At 66.7% G+C, this 21,099-nt stretch carries 17 protein-coding genes; 7 read left to right on the forward strand and 10 right to left on the reverse strand.

Going from position 1 to position 21,099, the window contains the following annotated elements:
* Window positions 1-14 precede the first annotated feature (14 nt).
* Window positions 15-857 carry a branched-chain amino acid aminotransferase gene (locus KVT32_RS04210; protein WP_152383682.1) on the forward strand — a complete coding sequence of 281 codons (843 nt, stop codon included), beginning with the start codon at window positions 15-17 and terminating at the stop codon, window positions 855-857.
* A 97-nt stretch (window positions 858-954) separates the two neighbouring features.
* Complete coding sequence (locus KVT32_RS04215; RefSeq protein WP_217617737.1) at window positions 955-3,096, forward strand: phosphocholine-specific phospholipase C; 2,142 nt, start codon at window positions 955-957, stop codon at window positions 3,094-3,096.
* A 109-nt stretch (window positions 3,097-3,205) separates the two neighbouring features.
* On the opposite strand, the gene KVT32_RS04220 is transcribed toward KVT32_RS04215, so the two are convergent.
* The 7 genes from KVT32_RS04220 to KVT32_RS04250 all read right to left on the reverse strand — a co-directional run bounded on the left by KVT32_RS04220 (window position 3,206) and on the right by KVT32_RS04250 (window position 10,301).
* Window positions 3,206-3,967 (reverse strand): ABC transporter ATP-binding protein, encoded by a 762-nt coding sequence (locus tag KVT32_RS04220; RefSeq protein WP_056321805.1) that lies wholly within the window; start codon window positions 3,965-3,967, stop codon window positions 3,206-3,208.
* Entirely contained in the window at window positions 3,967-5,802 is a 1,836-nt protein-coding gene (locus KVT32_RS04225) for an ATP-binding cassette domain-containing protein (protein WP_175156298.1), read from the reverse strand. The genes KVT32_RS04220 and KVT32_RS04225 overlap by 1 nt, the downstream gene beginning before the upstream one ends.
* 3 nt (window positions 5,803-5,805) lie before the next feature.
* Window positions 5,806-6,843 carry a branched-chain amino acid ABC transporter permease gene (locus tag KVT32_RS04230; protein WP_056321800.1) on the reverse strand — a complete coding sequence of 346 codons (1,038 nt, stop codon included), beginning with the start codon at window positions 6,841-6,843 and terminating at the stop codon, window positions 5,806-5,808.
* A gap of 175 nt (window positions 6,844-7,018) precedes the next feature.
* Window positions 7,019-8,182, reverse strand: a complete 1,164-nt coding sequence (locus KVT32_RS04235; protein WP_056321798.1) for an ABC transporter substrate-binding protein — start codon at window positions 8,180-8,182, stop codon at window positions 7,019-7,021.
* 253 nt (window positions 8,183-8,435) lie between these two features.
* The gene (locus tag KVT32_RS04240) at window positions 8,436-8,993 is read right to left on the reverse strand and encodes a biotin transporter BioY (protein WP_142050341.1); all 558 of its coding nucleotides are present in this window, start codon (window positions 8,991-8,993) and stop codon (window positions 8,436-8,438) included.
* Window positions 8,994-9,030: 37 nt separating this feature from the next.
* Window positions 9,031-9,627 carry an energy-coupling factor transporter transmembrane protein EcfT gene (locus tag KVT32_RS04245; RefSeq protein ID WP_217617738.1) on the reverse strand — a complete coding sequence of 199 codons (597 nt, stop codon included), beginning with the start codon at window positions 9,625-9,627 and terminating at the stop codon, window positions 9,031-9,033.
* A complete protein-coding gene (locus KVT32_RS04250) occupies window positions 9,624-10,301 on the reverse strand; it encodes an energy-coupling factor ABC transporter ATP-binding protein (RefSeq protein ID WP_217617739.1) in 678 nt (225 codons plus the stop codon). The genes KVT32_RS04245 and KVT32_RS04250 overlap by 4 nt, the downstream gene beginning before the upstream one ends.
* A 52-nt stretch (window positions 10,302-10,353) precedes the next feature.
* Here KVT32_RS04250 and msrB point away from each other — a divergent pair, with 52 nt between their 5' ends.
* The 4 genes from msrB to KVT32_RS04270 are packed head-to-tail and all read left to right on the forward strand — an operon-like array spanning window position 10,354 to window position 12,407.
* Window positions 10,354-10,752 carry a peptide-methionine (R)-S-oxide reductase MsrB gene (msrB, locus tag KVT32_RS04255; protein WP_056321785.1) on the forward strand — a complete coding sequence of 133 codons (399 nt, stop codon included), beginning with the start codon at window positions 10,354-10,356 and terminating at the stop codon, window positions 10,750-10,752.
* Window positions 10,752-11,336: a septation protein A gene (locus KVT32_RS04260; RefSeq protein ID WP_056321782.1), complete on the forward strand. Its 585-nt coding sequence runs from the start codon at window positions 10,752-10,754 to the stop codon at window positions 11,334-11,336. Before msrB ends, KVT32_RS04260 begins: the two co-directional genes overlap by 1 nt.
* 7 nt (window positions 11,337-11,343) lie before the next feature.
* Window positions 11,344-11,613: a BolA family transcriptional regulator gene (locus KVT32_RS04265; RefSeq protein WP_062840527.1), complete on the forward strand. Its 270-nt coding sequence runs from the start codon at window positions 11,344-11,346 to the stop codon at window positions 11,611-11,613.
* 17 nt (window positions 11,614-11,630) lie between these two features.
* Window positions 11,631-12,407, forward strand: a complete 777-nt coding sequence (locus tag KVT32_RS04270) for a peptidylprolyl isomerase (RefSeq protein ID WP_056321777.1) — start codon at window positions 11,631-11,633, stop codon at window positions 12,405-12,407.
* Window positions 12,408-12,708: 301 nt separating this feature from the next.
* Here KVT32_RS04270 and ligA read toward each other — a convergent pair whose 3' ends face one another.
* The 3 genes from ligA to smc are packed head-to-tail and all read right to left on the reverse strand — an operon-like array spanning window position 12,709 to window position 19,455.
* Window positions 12,709-14,808: an NAD-dependent DNA ligase LigA gene (ligA, locus tag KVT32_RS04275; protein WP_217617740.1), complete on the reverse strand. Its 2,100-nt coding sequence runs from the start codon at window positions 14,806-14,808 to the stop codon at window positions 12,709-12,711.
* Window positions 14,808-15,875, reverse strand: a complete 1,068-nt coding sequence (locus tag KVT32_RS04280; RefSeq protein ID WP_217617741.1) for a cell division protein ZipA C-terminal FtsZ-binding domain-containing protein — start codon at window positions 15,873-15,875, stop codon at window positions 14,808-14,810. Before KVT32_RS04280 ends, ligA begins: the two co-directional genes overlap by 1 nt.
* A 46-nt stretch (window positions 15,876-15,921) precedes the next feature.
* Window positions 15,922-19,455: a chromosome segregation protein SMC gene (gene smc / locus KVT32_RS04285; RefSeq protein WP_056321768.1), complete on the reverse strand. Its 3,534-nt coding sequence runs from the start codon at window positions 19,453-19,455 to the stop codon at window positions 15,922-15,924.
* 264 nt (window positions 19,456-19,719) lie between these two features.
* Between smc and lplT the strand changes: the two genes are divergently transcribed.
* The gene (lplT, locus tag KVT32_RS04290) at window positions 19,720-21,033 is read left to right on the forward strand and encodes a lysophospholipid transporter LplT (protein WP_056321765.1); all 1,314 of its coding nucleotides are present in this window, start codon (window positions 19,720-19,722) and stop codon (window positions 21,031-21,033) included.
* Window positions 21,034-21,099: the final 66 nt, after the last annotated feature.

Here is a 21,099-nt window from a genome sequence, read left to right on the forward strand (position 1 = left end):
TAAGGATGACAATCATGGATGCCTTGTTCTGGCACAACGGTCACTGGACCACTGAAAACCCCAAACTGCTCGGCCCGGCCGACCACGCCTTCTGGATGGCCAGCATGGTCTTTGACGGCGCGCGCGCCTTCCGCGGCCTGACGCCCGACCTGGACCTGCACTGCCAGCGCGTCGTGCGCTCGGCCGAAAAGATGCTGATGAAGCCGCAGATGGCCTGGGAAGAAATCCAGGACCTGTGCCTGCAGGCCGTGGCGCGTTTCCCCGAAGGCGCCGAGCTCTACATCAAGCCCATGTTCTTCTGCGCCGACGGCTTCCTGCTGCCCGACGCCGACAAGACCCAGTTCGTGCTGCATGTCTTCAAGGTGCCGATGCCGGGCGACCAGGGCTTTTCCGCCTGCTTCTCCAGCTTCGCGCGCTCGTGGCCCAACATGGCGCCCACCGACGCCAAGGCCTCGTGCCTGTACCCCAACGGCCAGCGCGCCATCCGCGAAGCCGCCGAGAAGGGGTTCGACAACGCCATCATGCTGGACGGCGCGGGCAATCTGGCCGAGTTCGCCACCAGCAACCTGTGGCTGGCCAAGGACGGCGTCGTATCCACCCCGGTGGACAACGGCACGTTCCTGAACGGCATCACGCGCCGCCGCGTGCTGGCGCTGCTGAAGGCCGATGGCATCGAGGTCCAGGAACGCAGCCTGACGCGCGCCGACGTCGAAGCCGCCGACGAAGTGTTTTCGTCGGGCAACTACGGCAAGGTGGTGCACGTAAACCGCGTCGAGGACCGTGCGCTGGAATACGGCCCGATCGCACGCCGTGCGCACCAGCTATACATGGAATACGCGGAAAGCACGCGCCGCTGACAACGCAGCCGCAAGCCCGCGCGCACCCCGCGCGGGCCGTCAGGCAAATAACAGCAAGGCGGCGTACGCTGTGGGCTTCCGACCGTGAGGCCCGATCATGCAAAGCAGACGCGAATTCCTGCGCCACAGCGCCACCCTGACCGGCGCCGCCGCCGCCCTGTCGCTGTTTCCCCCCGCGATCCGCCGCGCGCTGGCCATTCCGGCCGACCGCCGCACCGGCACGATCCGCGATGTCGAGCACATCGTGGTCTTCATGCAGGAAAACCGCTCGTTCGATCACTACTTCGGCGGTCTGGCGGGCGTGCGCGGCTTTGGCGACCGCTTTCCCATCCCGGTGCCGGACAGTCCCGATGCGCGGCATCGCACCGTCTGGGCCCAGTACAACGACAAGCCGGATGAAGGCGCGCCGCGCACCGTCCTGCCGTACCGGCTAGATACGCGCGAAGCCTACGAGGCCATGCGCGTGGCGAGCACGCCGCACACCTGGTCCAACGCGCAGGACGCCTGGGACGCCGGCCGCATGGGCAACTGGCCCGCCGCCAAGAAGAATCATTCGATGGCCTACTACACGGAAGGCGACCTGCCCTTCCAGTACGCCATGGCCCGCGCCTTCACCGTCTGCGACGCCTACCATTGCTCGTTCACCGGCGGCACCAACACCAACCGCCTGTTCCTGTGGACCGGCACCAATGACGGCCTGGCGCGCGGCAATGGCCCGGCGATGGGCAATGTCTACAACAAGCTCACCGGCGGCGACCCGGCCGGCGCCTACACCTGGACGACCTATCCCGAACGGCTGGAGCGGGCCGGCGTGAGCTGGCGCATCTACCAGAACATGGCGGACAACTATTCCCTCAATCCCACGGCGGGCTTCAAGGCCTATCGCGATGCGTACCAGGAACTGCCGGGCGCGCTGGCGGCGCTCAAGCACAAGGCGCTGGCCACGCGCGACCTGGACCTGCTGCGCCAGGACGTGCTGGACGGCACGCTGCCGCAGGTGTCCTGGATTTGCGCGACCAAGGCGGGCTCGGAACATCCCAGCCCGTCCAGCCCCGCGCAGGGCGCCGACTACACGGCGCGTGTGCTCGACGCACTGACCGCGAATCCCGCCGTGTGGAGCAAGACGGTGCTGCTGCTGATGTTCGACGAGAACGACGGCTTTTTCGACCACATGCCGCCCCCGGCGCCGCCATCGCGTCTTCCCTCCGGCGAGCTGGCCGGCGCCTCCACGGCCGACACCGCGGGCGAGTATCACGAACATCTATCCGGCGTTGAAAAGGACGACACGCCGGCGCATCTGCATGGCGCCTACGGGCTGGGGCCGCGCGTGCCCATGTATGTGTTGTCGCCGTGGACCAAGGGCGGCTGGGTCAATTCGCAGGTGTTCGATCACACGTCGGTGTTGCGCTTCATCGAGCGGCGCTTCGGCGTGGCCGAGCCAAACATCTCGCCATGGCGGCTGGCGGTCTGCGGCGATCTGACCAGCGTGTTCGATTTCGCGGTGCCCGACGACGGCGACCTGTTGCGCGGCCTTCCCGCCACGGCCGAACGCGCGGCCCGCGCCGCCGCGTTGGACGGCACGGTCAAGCCGCCCGCCCCGCTCGACCCCGCGCCCGCCCGCCAACACGCCGGCACACGTCCGTCGCGCACCCTTCCCTATGCGCTGCAGGTACACGCCCGCGTCCAGGACGATGGCGTCACCCTGCGGTTCGAAAACGTGGGCACGGCGGGCGCGGTGTTTCACGTCTACGACCGGCTGGACCTGGAGCGCGGGCCGCGCCGGTACACCGTGGAGGCCGGCAAGACGCTCGACGGCAGGTGGCCCGCCGCGCCAGACGGGCGCTATGACCTGTGGGTGCTGGGCCCCAACGGCTTTCACCGGCACTGCGCCGGGCGTATCGGGCAGCCGTCGCTGGCGGTCGTGGCGGCTTGCGACGGCGCGGGCGCGCGGCTGCGCGTGTCATTGCATAATCCGGGCACCCAGCCGCGCGTCTACCGCATCGACGCCAATGCCTATGGATACCCCGGCGACACCGAAGCCGAGCTGGCTGCCGGCGAATCCCGCGAACTTGCCTGGGAAATGTCACGCAGCGGCGGCTGGTACGACATCAGCGTGCGCGACAGGCAGGATCCGTCCTTTCTGCGCCGCTTTGCGGGGCGCATCGAAACCGGCGCCGACTCGACATCGGATCCCGCAATGGGAGAGGAATTGATCGTGCGATGGACGCCTGTGCCTTGACGCCGCCCTCTGAAAAAACGGCGCCGCCGCGCCATTCGTCGGCAAGCCGCGCCGTAAAAGAAAACGCCGGCCCCTCGCGGCAGCCGGCGTTCTGGTCTGGCGCGTGGCGTCAGGCCGCTTCGGCGCCCTTGCCCAGCCCCAGGTAGCTTTCGATGACCTTGGGGTCACCAGCCAGCTCGCGCGCCGGGCCGTGCAGGATGACCTCGCCGGTTTCCAGCACGTAGCCGTAGTCGGCCACCTGCAGCGCCGCGCGGGCGTTCTGCTCGACCAGCAAGATCGCCACGCCGGTCTCGCGCAGGCGCGCAATGATGTGGAAGATCTCGCGCACGATGCGCGGCGCGAGGCCCAGGCTGGGTTCGTCCAGCATCAGGAGGGTGGGCTTGGCCATGAGCGCGCGGCCCACGGCCAGCATCTGGCGTTCGCCGCCCGACAAGGTGCCGGCCTGCTGGGCGCGGCGCTCGCGCAACCGCGGAAACAGGTCGAAGACTTCGTTCAGCGTGTCGCGCCAGCCGCTTTCGCGGGCGCGATACCGGCGAAAGCCGCCGAGCAGCAGGTTGTCTTCCACGGACATGGTGCCGAAGAGTTCGCGGCGCTCGGGCACCAGCGACATGCCGGCCGCCACGCGGCGCTCGACCATCCAGCCCGACACGTCCGCGCCGGCGTAATGCACGGCGCCGGCGGCGTGGCCGGTCTGCGGTAGCGAGCCCATGATGGCGTTGAGCATCGTGGACTTGCCGGCGCCGTTGGCGCCGATCACCGTGACGATGCTGCCGGCCGGCACGCTGAGCGAGGCGCCTGCCAGCGCGCCAACCTTGCCGTAGCGGGCCGACAGGTTGCTGACTTCCAGGACGGGGGAATTGGTTGCGCTCATCACACACCTCCCGCGGGCACGGCCTTGGCCTGGTCGGCCTCGGGCAGGTCGTCATCGATCCCGCCCAGGTAAGCCTCCAGCACCGCCGGGTTCTTTTGCACGTCGGCCGGCACGCCTTCGGCCAGCTTCGTGCCGAAATCCATCACCACGAGGTGGTTGGTCAGGCGCATCACAAAATCCATGTCATGTTCCACGAGCAGAATGCTCATGCCTTCCGCGCGCAGCTGTTCCAGCACGCGCGCCAGGTCCTGCTTTTCCTTGTAGCGCAGGCCGGCGGCCGGCTCATCGAGCAGCAGCAGCAAGGGATCGCAGGCCAGCGCTCGGGCGATTTCCAGGATGCGCTGCTGGCCCAGCGCAAGGTTGCCGGCCTGTTCGTACAGATATTCACCCAGGCCCACGCGCTTGAGCTGCTCGGCCGCCTCATGCAGCAGCTGTGCTTCGCGCGCACGGTCCGAATGCAACGCGCCCGACAGCACGCCCACGTCCGAACGCAGGTGCGCGCCCAGCGCCACGTTTTCCAGCACGGTCATGCCCGGCAGCAGCTGCACGTGCTGGAACGTGCGCCCCACGCCCATCTTGGCGATTTCACGCGCCGAACGGCTGTCGATGCGCTGGTCCATGAACGTGACCTGGCCACGCGTCACCGGCAGCACGCCGCTGATGAGGTTGAAGGTGGTGCTCTTGCCGGCGCCGTTCGGGCCGATGAGACCCATGATCTCGCCCGAACGCACCTTGAAGGTGATGTCGTTCACGGCCACCAGGCCGCCGAATTCCTTGCGGATGGCATCGACTTCCAGCACGACCTGGCCGGGCTGCGGGCGCTCGCGCGTCGGCAGGGCCGGGGCCGCCGCGGGCGGCGCCAGGTTGCGGCGCGAGCCATCGGCGCCGGTGATGCTGCCCCACCAGCCCGACAGGATCGGCCACAGGCCGTTGCGCGCGTACTGCAGCATCAGGATCAGCAACACGCCGAAGACGATCATCTCGAAGTTGGCGTTGGTGTCCAGCAGCTTGGGCAGGAGGTTCTGCAACTGGTCCTTCAGCACCAGGATGACGCTGGAACCCAAGAGGGCGCCCCAGACGTAGCCCGCGCCCCCGACCACCGCCATGAACAGGTATTCGATGCCGTAGTTCAGGCCGAAGGGGCTGGGGCTGACCGCGCGCTGCATGTGCGCATAGAGCCAGCCCGACAGGCAAGCCAGCAGCGCCGCCCAGACGAAGATCACGATCTTGTACGCGGCGGTGTTCACGCCCATGGACTCGGCCATGCCCGCCCCGCTCTTCAACGCGCGGATGGCACGGCCAGGACGCGAGTTGAGCAGGTTGCGCGTGGCCCACAGCGCCAAGAGGACGCAGACCCAGATCAGGTAGTAGATGTGGCGGCCGCTGGCCAGCGACATGCCGAAGATGCTGATGGGCTCGATGCCGGCAATGCCGTCATGCTTGCCCAGCCAGTCGATGTTGCCGAACAGGTAATACAGCGACAGGCCCCAGGCGATGGTGCCCAGCGGCAGGTAGTGACCCGACAGGCGCAGCGTGATCGCGCCCAGCAGGTAAGCCACGGCGGCGGTCAGGATAAGGCCCGCGGGCAGCGCCAGCCAGGGCGACACGTCGTATTGCGTCGTCAGGTAGGCCGTCGTGTAGGCGCCCAGCCCCACGAACGCGGCCTGGCCGAAGGACGTCAGGCCGCCGACGCCGGTCAGCAGCACCAGGCCCAGCACGACCAGGCTGGCCAGACCGATGTAGTTCAGTTGCGTCACCCAGAATTCGGGCGTGGCCGACACCATCGGCAGGCCCGCCAGGACGACGAGAAAAACAGCAAGCAGAATGCGGTTCATGGCTTATTCCTCTTCGTCCGCGTGATGGGTGCTGAACGAACGCCAGACCAGAACCGGGATGATCAGGGTGAAGACGATCACTTCCTTGTATGCGCTGGCCCAGAACGACGAGAAGGATTCGAGCACGCCGACGAGCAGCGAGCCGGCCGCCGCGATGGGATAGCTGGCCAGACCGCCAATGATGGCGCCGACGAAGCCCTTCAGGCCGATCAAAAAGCCCGTGTCGTAATAGACCGTGGTGATGGGCGCGATCAGCATGCCGGACATGGCGCCGATGCCCACGGCCAGCGTGAACGTCAGCGAACCCGACATGTTGGTGCTGATGCCGACCAGGCGCGCGCCGCGGCGGTTGACGGCGGTGGCGCGCAGCGCGCGGCCGTACAGCGTCTTGCCGAAGAAGATCCACAAGGCCAGGATGAGCAGCGCGCACGTGGCGACCACGAACAGGCTCTGCGCGGACCACGTCATGAAGCCCAGGTCGACCTGCCCGCTCACGAATGCGGGCGTGCGCCAGCCTTCGGCGCCAAAGAACACGAGCGCCAGGCCCATCAGCGCGAAGTGCACGGCGACGGAAACGATCAGCAGCACCAGCACGGTGGCTTCGGCGAGCGGCTGGTAGACGATGCGGTAGACCATCGGGCCCATCGGAATCACCAGCAACAGCGTCAGCAGCATGTTCAGCCACAGCGAGTTCTCCGGACCGGTATAGCTACGGGTCAGCCAGAACAGCGCCAGCGGCAGCACGACGCAGGTCGCAATGGTCTTGGGCAGGCCGGCGGCGCTACGGGTGCGCACGGCGCGCATCAGCTCGAGCGCCAGGCACACCAGGCCCAGCAACGGCAGCAGGTAGGCGGTGCCCGGCACCTTGCCGTCGACCAGCATGGCCAGGGTCAGGGCGCCAAACGCCACGAACTCGCCCTGGGGAATGAAAATGACGCGCGTGACGGCGAAAACCAGTACCAGAGCCATGCCCAGGAGGGCATAGATGGCGCCGTTGACGACACCGTCTTGCAGCAGGATCAGCGCAATTGATGAATCCATCTAACAACTACCTTGTGGTTTCTTGGTGTTCCGGCCCCACCCGGAACACTGATACGACACACCGGCCGGAAAGGCCGGTGCGAAGTCCTGCCGGGCGCGGCGCGGCGGGCGGTGTGCCGCCCCCGCGCCTCGGGCGCCCGCTATGGGCAGCCCGCGCTCGGGCGATCCTGGGGCATTACAGGCCGGGCTGGTAGACCCACTTGCCGTTTTCCACCTTGACCATGACGCGCGAGCGCTCGTCAAAGCCGGCGTGGTCCGTGGGCGACATGTTGAACACGCCTTGCGACACGGCCAGGTCCTTCACGCCTTCCAGCGCGTCGCGCATCGCGGCACGGAATTCGGGCGTGCCGGGCTTGGCGCCCGTCTTGAGCGCCACGGGCAGCGCGGCGACGACCAGTTGGCCGGCATCCCACATGTGGCCGCCGAACGTGTTGGTCGAACCGGCGCCATTGGCCTTTTCGTAGGTTTCCACGTAGGCCAGGGCCGACTTCTTGACCGGGTTGCTGTCAGGCAGTTGCGCGGCGACCAGCAGCGGGCCGGCCGGCAGGTACATGCCGTCGCAGTCCTTGCCGCAGACGCGCAGCACGTCGTTGTTGGCGGCGCCGTGGGTCTGGTAGATGGTGCCGCCGTAGTTGCGGGCCTTCAATTCCTTTTGCGGCAGCGCCGACGGGGTGCCGGCGCCGGCGATCAGGATGGCGTCGGGCTTGGCGCCGACCAGCTTGAGCACCTGGCCCGTCACGCTGGTGTCGGTGCGGCCGTATTTTTCGATGGCGACGATCTCGATGCCCTTGGCCTTGGCGGCCTTCTGCATCACGTCCAGCCAGCCGTCGCCGTAGGCGTCGGCAAAACCGATGAACCCCAGCGTCTTGACCTTGGACTTGGCCATGGCGTCAGCCAGGGCGCCGGCCATCAGCGCGTCGTTCTGCGGGGTCTTGAAGACCCAGCGGCGCTTGTCGTCCACGGGTTCGACGATCTTGGCGCTGGCGGCCACGCTGATCATCGGCACCTTGGCTTCGGCGGCCACATCGACCATCGCGAGCGAGCCCGGGGTGATGGACGTGCCGATCAGCACGTCGACCTTGTCGTCGGAAGCCAGCTTGCGCGAGTTCTTGACGGCCTGCGTGGTGTCGGTGGCATCGTCCAGCACGATCCATTCGATCTTCTGGCCGGCGACTTCCTTGGGCAGCAGGGCCACGGTGTTGCGCTCGGGGATGCCCAGCGAGGCGGCGGGGCCGGTGCTGGCAACCGTGACGCCAACCTTGACCTGTGCGCTCGCCAGAAGCGGCAGAGTCAGGGCTACAGCGGCGGCGGCCGCGGACAAGCCGAAGTGCTTGCGCATGTTTTTGTCTCCTGTGGTTGGCTCTTATGTGCCTCGAACGAGGCGAAGCGAGCCTGTTTAAAGTTATACAGAAAAAAATATTATATGGTTAAAACAGTATCAGATGACGTAGCGCAACTACGGTAATTCCCTGATGTGCTACGGAAATCGTGATTTGGCAAACGCATTTGTTAATGGCGAACTTGTACTTGAAAGGGTCGCAGGCGTCATGTTGGGGGATTCCCTTGGGGCGACTGGGGTTTTCAAGGGGGGCTCAACGGCCCAGCATCGGCCACACCCGTTCGACGCGCGACGCAACCCAGGCGGCCACCACGGCCTTGACCAGATCGCCCGGCAGGAACACCGCGACCGCACCGGCGGCCTTGGCCATGTCCATCTTCGCCACCGCCGCCAGCCACGGCACGCCAAACGCGTACACCACCGCAATGCCGCCGACGACGCAGGCGGCCACGTAGCCCGCCAGCCCCATCCACGTGCCGGATGCGCGCGCGGCCAGGCGGCGCGTCAGCCAGCCCGTCACGAATGCGCCGGCCACCATGCCGACCAGGAACCCGCCCGTCGGACCGAAGAACGCGCCCAGTCCGCCGCGGCCGCCGGGCAGCACGGGCAGGCCGACCGCCGCCAGCGCCAGATACAGCAGGCACGCCAGCGCGCCACGCACGGGGCCGAGCATGGCGCCGGCCAGCATCGCGCCAAGCGTCTGCAAGGTGATGGGCACGGGAATGCCGGGCATGGGAATGGGCGGCATCAGGCTCAGGACGACGATCAGCGCCGCAAACAACGCGACCAGCACCGTATTGTTCGATTTCATGGGGTTCCCCTCGGATATGAATGTTGGGCGCGTGCGGTCAGAAGCTGCGCGCGTCGATCGCTTCGGACACTTCCTGGGCCCGCTTCAAGGTCAACACGATCAGCGGCACGATCAGCGCGACCGGGTTTGCGCCCAGACCGCGCGCGGCCTGCGCCTCGCGGATCTCCTGGAAATTGCGCCAGATCTCCGGCACGAAGCGCAGCGCCAGCGCAAGGGCCAGCGCCACCTTCTCGGCATCGACCAGCCCCGTGCGCTCCAGCGGCCGCAAGGTCCGCTCGCAGACGGCAATCAGGTCGGACGTGCGGGTGGACAGGGTCACGGCAAGGGCCAGTCCGACCATTGCCGCCACACGCAGCACGACGGCCAGGGCCTCGATCGGCCCCTGGAACCAGCCGGTGAACAGCGCCACGGCCAGCAGCACCCAGAGCAGCCCGCGCACCTGGCGCCACACGGCCGCAGCCGCGACGCCCGTGGACCAGACCATCGCCACCGAGACGCCGAAGGCAAACGCCAGCCAGAGCGGATCGCGCAGCAGGAACAGGCCCGCGCCCGCCGCCATCAACGCCAGCAGCTTCACCCATGCCGGCAGCCGGTGCAGCGGTGTGTCGCCCGTGACGTACAGCGGCTCCATCATGCGCAGTGCTCCCGGTACCAGCGCAGCGCGGCGGCAGGCGTGTCGTCGGCGGCGATCGCGCCGTCACGCACTACCAGCACGCGATCGAAATCCTCAAGCAGCTCCAGGTCATGGGTCACGACGATGGCGTCGTGGGGCAGCCCGTCGATGGCGGCGCGCACCCGGTTGCGGTTGCGCAGGTCGAGCTGCGTGGTGGGTTCGTCAAAGACGATGAGCGCGGGCTCCATGACCAGTACGGCGGCCAGCGCCACCAATTGGCGTTCGCCGCCGGACAGCGTGTGGCTGCTGCGGTCGGCCAGATGGCCCACGCCCAGCCGGTTCAACTGGCTGTCGATGCGGGCCTCGCGCTCGTGGCGGTCGGGCGCCAGGCGCTTCAGGCCGAACGCCAGGTCTTCGCGCACGATGGGAAAGACGATCTGGTTTTCCGGGTTCTGGAAGACGAAGCCGACGCGCGCACGCACGGCCTTCAGCTCCCGCCGCGTATCCAGCCCGTCCACGCGCACGCTGCCCGACGTGGGCGCCACCAGGCCATTGACCAGCCGCGCCAGCGTGCTCTTGCCGGCGCCGTTGGGACCGACGATGCCGACGCGGCGTTCGGCCAGGGTGACGCTCACCCCGCGCAACACTTCCGCCTGGGGCGTCGACACTACCGCCTGGTCAAACTCGATTAACATGGGGCGGGATTATGCCCGAACCATTTCGGGCATCGCGACTCCAAGAGCTCATATGGAAAAAGTACGCAAAACCGACGCCGAATGGCGCGCCCAGCTTTCCCCCGAAGAATACGTGGTCACCCGCCAAAAGGGTACCGAACGCGCATTCACCGGGCGCTACTGGGATACTTTCACCCCTGGTATCTACCGCTGCGTCGGCTGTGGCACCGCGCTGTTCGCATCCGACACCAAATTCGACGCCGGCTGCGGCTGGCCCAGCTACTTTCAGGCGCTGGACCCCGAACTGGTGCGCGAAGAGCGCGACATCAGCCACGGCATGGTTCGCACCGAAGTGCTGTGCAACGTCTGCGACGCCCACCTCGGCCACGTCTTTCCCGACGGTCCCGAACCCACCGGCCTGCGCTACTGCATCAATTCCCTGTCGATGACGTTTGAGCCCCTAGAAGACTGATGAAGAAGTTCCTGTTCGACCTCTTTCCGCTGCTCCTGTTCTTCATCGCCTACAGGTATACGGACATCTTCACCGCCACGGGCGTCGCCATGGCGGCCGCGGTGGCGCAGATCGTCTGGCTCAAGGCCACCGGGCGCCCCACCGAGGCCATGCACTGGATCAACCTGACGGTCATCCTGGTGTTCGGCGGCGCCACCATCTGGCTGCACAGCGACGTCTTCATCAAATGGAAGCCCACGGTGCTGTACTGGATGTTCGGCGGCGCGCTGGTCTTTGCCCGCCTGTTGTTCAAGCGCAATCTGATCCGCCGCCTGATGGAAAAGCAGATTCAGCTGCCGGACGCCGCGTGGGACAAGCTGAACATGATCTGGGCCGCCTTCTTCCTGATTGCCGGCGCGCTCAATCTGTATGTCGCGTTCTCGGGTCACTTCACCGAATCCCAATGGGTCAGTTTCAAGGCCTTCGGCCTCATGGGACTGATGATCGTCTTCGTGATTGGCCAGTCGCTGTGGCTGGGCAAGCATATCCAGACCGAGGAAAACACGCCGGCCAACCCGGGCGCCACACCGCCCGGCAAGCCCTGAGCTTCCCATGCCAGAAACTACCGACCGTATTGCCCTGATCCGGGAGCGCCTTGCCGCCCTGGAACCCGTCAGCCTGGACATCCTGGACGACTCCCATTTGCATGCCGGCCACGAAGGCAGTAAAAACGGCGCCGGCCATTACCGCGTCATCATCGTAGCGCCTTGCTTTACGGGGCTCTCCGCCGTTGCGCGGCACCGGCTGGTGTATCATCATTTGCAAGATTTGATCCCCTATCCGATTCATGCGCTTGCGCTTGACGCTCAGGCTCCCAAATAGAAAGTAAAAGGATATTCATGAAACGCATCGTCATGCTGGCTGCGGCCTGCGTCATCGCCGTGCCGGCTTTTGCGCAAAACGTGGCAACCGTCAACGGCAAGGCCATCCCGCAAAAGAGCCTGGATCAATTCGTCAAGCTCCTGGTCGGCCAAGGCGCCACCGATTCGCCCCAACTGCGCGAACAGGTCAAGCAGGAAATGATCAATCGCCAGATCTTCGTGCAAGCCGCCGAATCCAGCGGCATCGCCAAGCAGGCCGACGTCCAGACCGAAATCGAACTGGCCCGCCAAGGCATCCTGGTCCGCGCGCTGATGGCCGACTACCTGGCCAAGCACCCGGTCACCGACGCCCAGGTCACCGCCGAATACGAGAAGATCAAGAAGGAACAGGCCGGCAAGATGGAATACAAGGTCCGCCACATCCTCGTCGAAGACGAGAAGAAGGCGAACGACCTGCTGGCCCAGTTGCAGAAAAACAAGGGCAAGTTCGACGACCTGGCCAAGAAGAACTCGAAGGACCCGGGCAGCGCCGAAAAGGGTGGCGATCTGGGTTGGGCGCCTCCGACCAACTACGTGCAGCCGTTCGCGCAAGCCGTGACGCAGCTCAAGAAGGGCCAACTGGTCGACAAGCCGGTCCAGACCCAGTTCGGCTGGCACATCATCATGGTTGACGACACCCGTCCGGTCGAATTCCCGCCGATGGATCAGGTCCGCCCGCAGCTGGAAGAAATGCTGCGCCAGCAAACCCTGGCCGACTACCAGAAGCAACTGCGCGAAAAGGCCAAGATCCAGTAAGGTCTGCGCTGCTCAAAAAACTGCCCGCCGATCGCGGGCAGTTTTTTTGCGCTCGGCAATGTGCTCAGGTGTCAGACACCCTATGAGACGCCGCCGCAAGCTGCCGATCCTCTCTGCAGGGGGTCTGACACCGTCCCAAGACCATCTCGACCCAGGTGTCAGACACCCCCTGAAACGCTGCCTCAAACTGAAGACCATCTCTGCGGGGTGTCTGACACCGCCCCCCCCCCAGCAAGCAACAAAAAGGGCTGCACGCCGGTGGCGTGCAGCCCTTCTTCATTCGATGTCGGAAGCGTCCTGGCTAGGAAATGCCCAGCAGCGCCTTCAGTCCGTCTTCATCCAGCACCGGCACGCCCAGTTCCTGGGCCTTGGTCAGCTTGCTGCCGGAATCTTCGCCCGCAACCAGATAGGCCGTCTTCTTGGACACCGAGCCGCTGACCTTGCCGCCCGCGGCCTGGATGTGCATCGAGGCCTCTTCGCGCGTCCAGTTGGGCAGCGTGCCGGTCAGCACGAAGGTCTTGCCAGCCAGCGTGGTGTCTTGCGGCGCGGCTTCGGCCACCGGGTTCACGCCCTGCGACTTCAGTTGCTCGATGACGTCGCGGTTGTGCTGCTCGGCAAAGAAATGCCGGATCGACGCGGCCACCACGGGCCCCACGTCCGGCACCGACGACAAGGCGTCTTCGTCCGCGTCCATGATGGCGTCGATGCTGCCGAAATGCCGTGCGACGTCCCGCGCCGTGGTTTCGCCCACGTGGCGGATACCCAGCGCGAAGAGCAGCCGGGACAGGTTGGGCGAGCGCGCCTTCTCGATGGCGGCCACCAAATTGTCCGCGGACTTCTGGCCCATACGGTCCAGGCCCACGAGTTCCAGTGGACGCAGGCTGTACAGGTCTGCCAGCGTCTTGACGCGGCCGCTGTCCACCAACTGGTCCACCAGCTTTTCGCCCAGGCCTTCAATGTCCAACGCCTTGCGGCTGGCCGCGTGCCACAGCGTCTGCTTGCGCTGGGCGCCACAGAAAAGGCCCCCGGTGCAGCGCGCGATGGTCTCGCCTTCCAGGCGCTCGATGGCCGATTCGCAGACCGGGCATTGCGTGGGCATGACGAATCCCCGCGCATCGTCCGGCCGCTTTTCCAACACCGGGCCCAGCACTTCGGGAATCACATCGCCCGCGCGCCGCACGATGACGGTGTCGCCAATGCGCACGTCCTTGCGGCGGATCTCGTCTTCGTTGTGCAGCGTGGCGTTGGTGACGGTAACGCCGCCCACGAACACGGGCTTGAGCCGCGCGACCGGGGTGATGGCGCCGGTGCGGCCCACCTGCACTTCGATGTCCACCAGCGTCGTGGTGGCTTCTTCGGCCGCGAACTTGTGCGCCAGCGCAAAGCGCGGCGCGCGCGCCACGAAGCCCAGCACCTTCTGCGCGGGTAGCGAATCAACCTTGTAGACCACGCCGTCGATGTCGTACGGCAGGGTGGCGCGCAAGGCGCCCACCTTGGCGTAGAAGTCCATCAGGCCTTGCGCGCCGGTTGCGCGATGGTTGTGCACCACATTGACCGGCAGTCCCAGCGAGGACAGCCACGCCAGCATGGCGCCGTGAGATTTCTCGGGCAGTTGCGACGCCTGCGCCGCGCCCGCGGAGGCTTCGTCAAACAAGCCGCTCTGCGAGCCGGGCAAGCCCTGGACCTCGCCCCAGCCGTAGGCAAAGAAACGCAGCGGCCGCTTGGCCGTGATGCGCGGATCGAGCTGGCGCAGGCTGCCTGCCGCCGCATTGCGCGGGTTGACGAAGACCTTTTCGTCGCGCTTGGCCTGCGCGGCGTTCAGCTTTTCGAAGTCGGCGCGGTTCATCAGCACCTCACCGCGCACCTCCAGCACCTTTGGGGCCGCGCCCTTCAACTGCAGGGGAATCGCCTTGATCGTGCGGATGTTGGACGTGACGTCCTCGCCGGTCTGGCCGTCGCCGCGGGTGGCGGCCTGCACCAGGCGGCCGTCCTCGTAGCGCAGGCTGATCGCCAGGCCGTCGAGCTTCAGTTCACAGAAGTAGTCCGGCTGCTGCGCGGGTCCCAGCATGCCGGCGCCGCGCAGCGTCTCGGTGACGCGGCGGTCGAAGGCGGCCACCTCTTCCTCGGAAAACGCATTGTTCAGCGACAGCATCGGCACCACGTGGTGCACGCTGCCAAACGCGGAGACTGGCGCCGCGCCCACGCGCTGCGTGGGCGATTCCGGCGTCACCAGTTCCGGGTGCTCGGCCTCCAGGGCCTGCAATTCGCGCATCAGCCCGTCGTACTCGGCGTCCGAGACGGAAGGCTCGTCGTAGACGTAGTAGCGGACGTTGTGCTGTTCGATTTCGGCGCGCAGGCGCGCCGCGGCTTGCGCCGGGTTCTCGCCGGACCTGCTTGCCATCAGGCAAACACCCGCTGGGCGCGCTCGCTGCCGGCGGGCAGACCCGCTTGTTCGAGTTGGCCGAAGAGAACCTGCAGGCGCTCGTCGATGACGGCTTCAGAGCCATCGGCCAGGGGCTTGCCCTGATCGTCGACCAGCTCGGCGCGCAGGCGCGACGCCAGGTCGCGGCCCACGTCGACCATGCGGCCAAAGGCTCGGGTGTCGGCCGGGCTGCACGGCACGTCCAGCAGCAGGTACAGGCGTTCGATGCCGCCCATGCCCGCGTCGAACGCCGCGCCGTCTGCGCGGGCCAGCGTGAAGCGGGCCACGCCGTTTTCGTTGGGCCACGCAAGGCGGTTGCCGTCGGCGACGAAACCGACGTCGCGCGCCACGGCCAGGACTTCGGCTGCCGGTTGGGCCGAGCCCAACAGCAGCGTCAGGCCAACCTGGGTGTCCAGTGCGGCGCAGGTGTCGTCCAGTCGGGCGCCCTGCTCCAGCACGGCCTGCTGGTCGGGGCCTTCGATCGTGGCGTCGAAGCGCTCGGCCATGTCCTGGGCACGCGCCCAGGCTTGCGACCATTCGATGGCGGTCAACGGGCCGCTGCGGTTGGCCAGCAGCACGGCCAGCTGCATGGAGGCATAGGATTCGCCGGGATGGACGCGCGCGCGGTGGCGGCGCTGGTCGGTTTCGGCGAACACGCGCATGGGCTTGCGGCCCACGTTGCGCAGGCTCTGCATGTAAGGCAGCAGATCCGCGCCGCGCACCGCGTCGGCAAAGTTGATCTCGATGACCACTTCGCACGCGGGATCGGGTTCTTCCGCGTCGTCGGCATCGCTGCCGGGATCGACGGGGGCCGGTTGGCCGGGCTGCGCGCGCGCGGGCTCACCGCCCATGCCGGGCTCGCGCCGGGCCACATTGGCCGTGGCGGCGCCCGCCGCCCCCGCGCCCAGCAACGGATCCTGTTCGGACGTGGGGAAGTGGCTCTGCATCTTGCGGCGCACGCGCCGGTCCTGCCACCAGTTGAATCCCAACACCAGCAGTATCAGCAAGACGCCCAGGGCTATCAGCCCGATCTGCAAATCACTCATGTATAAATCCCGCGCCTGGAAGGCGGCGCCTTTCTCAATATTGGGTTTATGCCGCTTCGGAGGCCATCATCTGGACGGCCGAATCTATGTCTACCGCAACGATACGCGAAACCCCTTGCTCTTGCATGGTTACACCGATCAATTGCTTTGCCATTTGCATCGCGATCTTGTTGTGCGAGATGAAGAGGAACTGTGTCTGCTCGCTCATGTTGGCGACCAGATTCGCATAGCGTTCGGTGTTGGCGTCGTCCAGCGGCGCGTCCACCTCGTCGAGCAGGCAGAACGGCGCGGGGTTCAGCTTGAACAACGCGAACACCAGCGCCGTCGCGGTCAGCGCCTTTTCGCCGCCCGACAGCAGATGGATCGTGCTGTTGCGCTTGCCCGGCGGCTGCGCCATCACCTGCACGCCGGCGTCGAGAATTTCTTCGCCGGTCATGCTGAGCTTGGCCTCGCCCCCGCCGAAGAGCTTGGGGAAGAGATCGCCGAAGTGGCCGTTGACGATGTTGAAGGTCTCTTGCAGCAGTTCGCGCGTCTCGCGGTCGATCTTGCGGATGGCGTCTTCGAGGGTCTCGATGGCGGTCATCAGGTCCTGGTGCTGGGAATCCAGGAAGCCCTTGCGTTCGCGCGAGGTGTTCAGCTCGTCGAGCGCGGCCAGGTTGACCGAGCCCAGCGCTTCGATCTGGCGCGAGATGCGGCCGACTTCCTGTTGCAGCCAGCTGGCGCGGCGCCATTCGTCGGGTTGGTTGGCCAGGAACTGGGCCAGCTCCTCGCGGTCGACTTCGCGCGCGTTGAGCTGCTCCGTGAACTGTTCTTCAGCCAGTCGCGCGGCCTGCTCCTGCAGTTGCAATTCCATGATGCGCGCGCGGCGCGGTTCCAGCGTCTGCTCCTGTTGCTGGCGGTCCTCGTCGGCGCCGCGCAGCAGGGCTGCCAGGTTTTCGAGTTCCTGGCGGGCGCGCGACAGCGCTTCCTCGCGCTCGGCGCGCATTTCCAGGGCATCCTGCAAGCCGGCCTGCGACGCGGACGCGTCAAGCTCCGCCAGGTCGCCCATCAACTGTTCCAGCTCGACCGCGCCGCGCTGGCTCTGGTCTGCGGCCAGCTGCTGGTTGCGCTGCAGGTCGGTGATGCGGACCTGGATGCCGCGTTCGGCGAATTCGGCTTCCTGGGCAGCGCGCTCCAGTTCGCGCAGACGGGTGCGGGCCGCCTCGGCTTGCGCCGCCAGCGTCTCGCCGTCCATCTCGGCATCGGCGAACTTGGACTGGTGCTCGGCGAGTTCTTCGTCCAACGCTTCGAAGCGGGCCTCGGCCTCTTCGCGCGTGGCGCGCAGGTCTTCTTCGTGCGCCTTGATTTCTTCCAGGTCCTGACGCAGGCGCGAGGCGCGTTCGCCGGACTGTTCGGCCTGCTGCTGCAGCCGCGAATGTTCCAGCTGAATGTCGTGCACGCGGCGCGTGACTTCGGCCACACGCGTGCGCGCCGGCGAGATGGCCTGGGACACCTGCTGCCAGGCGGCTTCGGCGCGGGCAACCGCGGCGCGGGCCTGGTCGGCGATCAGTTGCTGGGCCTTGATCTCGCGCTGCAGGTTTTCGATTTCCTGCTGGCGCGCCAGGAGGCCAGCCTGTTCCGAGTCGGGCGCATAGAAACGCACGCTGTGCGCGTCGATCAGGTGACCGGCCTTCACCACGCAGGCAGCGCCGGCGGGCAAGGTGGCGCGCAGGGCCAGGGCCTGGGTCAGGTCATTGGCCGTGTAGACGCCCGCCAGCCATTCGTTCAGCAGCGTGCGCAGGTCGGGATCGGTGATGCGCAGCAGGCTGGCCAGCGGCGTGAAACCTGCCGGCGCCGGCGGCGTGGGCGCGGCGGCGGGCAGTTGATAGAACGCCAGCCGGGCGGGCGGCGCATCGTCGGCAAAGGCGCGCGCCCAATCCAGATTGCGCACTTCCATGGAAGCCATGCGTTCGCGCAGCGCCGATTCCAGGGCGGTTTCCCAGCCCGGTTCAACGTGCAGCTTCTGCCACAGGCGCGACAATCCGGCGAGTTCGTGCTTGGCCAGCCAGGGTTCGAGCGCGCCCTGCTTCTGCACGTCGTCCTGCAGCTTGACCAGCGCGGACAGGCGGGCTTCCAGGCGGGCCAGGTTCTGGGCTTCGGTCTGGGCGGCGGCCTGGGCGCGGCTGCGCTCGGCGTCGGCCTCGGGCACGCGGCCCTCCAGGACGGCCAGTTCTTCCTGGGCGGCTTCGAGCTGGTCTTCGCCCGCGGCGCGGTCGCCGGCCAGTTGTTCCAGGCGCTCGGGGTCGGGGCTGTGCAGTTCGCGCAGTTCCTGTTGCAGGCGCTCGCGCCGCTGGTCCAGGGTCTGCATCTGGCGGTCGGCGTCGCGCTGGGTCTGCGCGACCAGCGCAAGGTTCTGCTCGACACGGGCCAGAGCCGCGCGCATCTCGTCGCGGCCGGCGGCGGCTTCGCGCACGCGCTGCTCGACCGAGGGCAGGCCCGCCTGCGCGTCTTCCGCGGTGGCGCGCGCCTCTTCGGTGCGCGCGGCGGCCGCGGCCAGGTCGTCTTCGGCCTGGGCGATCTGTTCGGTGCAGTGCTCGCGCTGGCTGGTCCATTCGGCGATCTGCTGCTGAAGCTGATCACGACGGGCCTGCAGGCGGTTGCGGGAATCGACGACGTGGCGGATCTCGGCTTCCAGGCGGCTGACCTGGGCGTTGGCCTCGTACAGGGCGCCCTGCGCGGTATGGACGGCGTCGCTGGCGGCGTAGTGGGCCTGGCGCCGGGATTCCAGCGCGGCCTCGCCCGCACGCAGCCCGGCAATGGCCGCTTCCAGTTCGTTCTGGGCCTGCGCCATTTCCTGCGCCTTCTTGGCGCGTTCCTCGCGGGCCCCGGTTTCCTTCAGCAGCCACAGCGAATGCTGCTTCTTTTCGCCGTCGGCCTGGAGCTCGCGGTAGCGGGTGGCCACTTCGGCCTGGGCTTCCAGCTTTTCGAGCTGGCTGTTCAATTCACGCAGGATGTCTTCGACGCGGGTCAGGTTCTCGCGCGTGTCGGACAGGCGGTTTTCGGTCTCGCGGCGGCGTTCCTTGTAGCGCGACACGCCGGCCGCTTCTTCCAGGAAGACCCGCAGTTCTTCGGGGCGGGCTTCGATCAGGCGGTTGATCATGCCCTGCCCGATGATGGCGTAGCCACGGGCGCCCAGGCCCGTGCCCAGGAAGATGTCGTGGATGTCGCGGCGGCGGACCTGCTGGTTGTTGACGAAATAGCTGCTGGTGCCGTCCCGGGTCAACACCCGGCGCACCGCAATTTCGGCGTAGCTGCTCCATTGGCCGGCAGCGCGCCCCTCGCTGTTGTCGAACACCATTTCGACCGAAGCCCGGGCGGCGGGCTTGCGGTTGCCCGAGCCATTGAAGATGACGTCCTGCATGGACTCGCCACGCAGTTCCGATGCCTTGGCTTCGCCCAGCACCCAGCGCACGGCGTCGATGATGTTCGACTTGCCGCAGCCATTGGGTCCCACCACGCCGACCAGCTGGCTGGGCACGGGGATGACGGTGGGGTCGACGAAGGACTTGAAGCCGGCGAGTTTGAGCTGAGTAAGGCGCACAGTACGATGACGACGGGGTGGGTTGAACGAAAGGCGTTAACGGACCTGCCGCACAGATTGCAAACCGGCCCAAGAAGGGCCGGCTCTCATATGGGTCGTATGATACCGCAGGCGGTCTCCACCCTGACCTTGGCGCCGGGCAACCCGCGGGCAAACGCGCAATGGCTCGGGGCAAGGGTCCGGCTATACTCCCTGACACTTTTTGGCACGACACATAATTTTCACGCGGACTGGCCAGCCTCTGGCCAAAGATCGGGGACATTCTTGAAACGTGGTTTCTATCTGGTCATGGCGGCGCAGGCCTTCTCGTCATTGGCGGACAACGCGCTGTTCATCGCAGCGATCGCGCTGATACAGGAGCTGCACGGTCCTGACTGGCTGGCCCCGATGATGAAATGGTCGTTCGCGCTGGCCTATGTCGTGCTGGCCGCGTTCGTCGGCGCCATCGCGGACTCCTACCCCAAGGGCCGCGTGATGTTCTCCACCAATGCCCTGAAGGTGGCCGGCTGTCTGCTGATGTTCTCGTACGCCAGCATCGGCGTCGCCCCCCAGTACCAGACCTGGCTGGTCTGCGCCGCCTACGGCGTGGTGGGCATCGGCGCGGCGGCCTATTCCCCCGCCAAGTACGGCATCGTGACGGAAATGCTGCCGCCCACCATGCTGGTCAAGGGCAACAGCTGGATCGAGGGCCTGACGGTCTTCTCCATCATCCTGGGTACCGTGCTGGGCGGCCTGCTGATCTCCTCGTCCGTTTCCACCGCCCTGCTCAGCCACTCCTTCATCGGCAAGCTGGTCCACACGCCGGCCGAGGCCGCCATCCTCGTCATCGCCTTCGTGTACCTGCTGGCGGCGCTGTGCAACCTGATGATTCCCCGCACCCACGTGCGTTATCCGCCGCAGCAGAAGAACCCCGTGCGCCTCGTGCGCACGTTCTGGGGCTATGTCTGCGTGCTGTGGAAGGACAAGCTGGGGCAGATCTCGCTGGCCGTCACCACCCTGTTCTGGGGCGCCGGCGCCACGCTGCAGCTCATCGTCATCGAATGGGGCCGCAGCCACCTGGGCTACCAGCTCGACAAGGCCTCGATGCTGATGGGCGTGGCCGCGCTGGGCACGGTGGTCGGGTCGATCCTGGCCGGCCGCATCCCGCTGCGCCGCGCGCTCGCCGTGCTGCCGGTCGGCGCCATGATGGGCCTGGTCGTGCTGCTGATGCCGCTGGTCTACCAGCCCTGGAGCGTCTATCTGCTGCTGTTGCTGACGGGCGGCCTGGCCGGTTTCTTCGTGGTGCCCATGAACGCCCTGCTCCAGCACCGCGGCCACGTGCTGCTGTCGGCGGGCCATTCGATCGCCGTGCAGAACTTCAACGAACAGCTCAACATCCTGCTCATGGTGGCCATGTACACGCTGCTGCTGTGGCTGGAACTGCCGATCAACGTGATCATCGTGATCTTCGGCTCTGTCGTGGCCGTGCTGATGGTGGTCTTCATGCGCTGGAGCAAGCGCAACATGCAGGCCAACCCCGACCTGCACGACCAGATCGGACAGGAAGGCCACGGCCGCGCACTGGATACCACCCACTAGGCCGCGCGCGCCAACCACTTGATCTTCCAGCAAAAAACCGGGCTCTCGCCCGGTTTTTTCATTTGC

Source organism: Achromobacter sp. GbtcB20 (assembly GCF_019091095.1).
Lineage (GTDB): Bacteria > Pseudomonadota > Gammaproteobacteria > Burkholderiales > Burkholderiaceae_B > Achromobacter > Achromobacter mucicolens.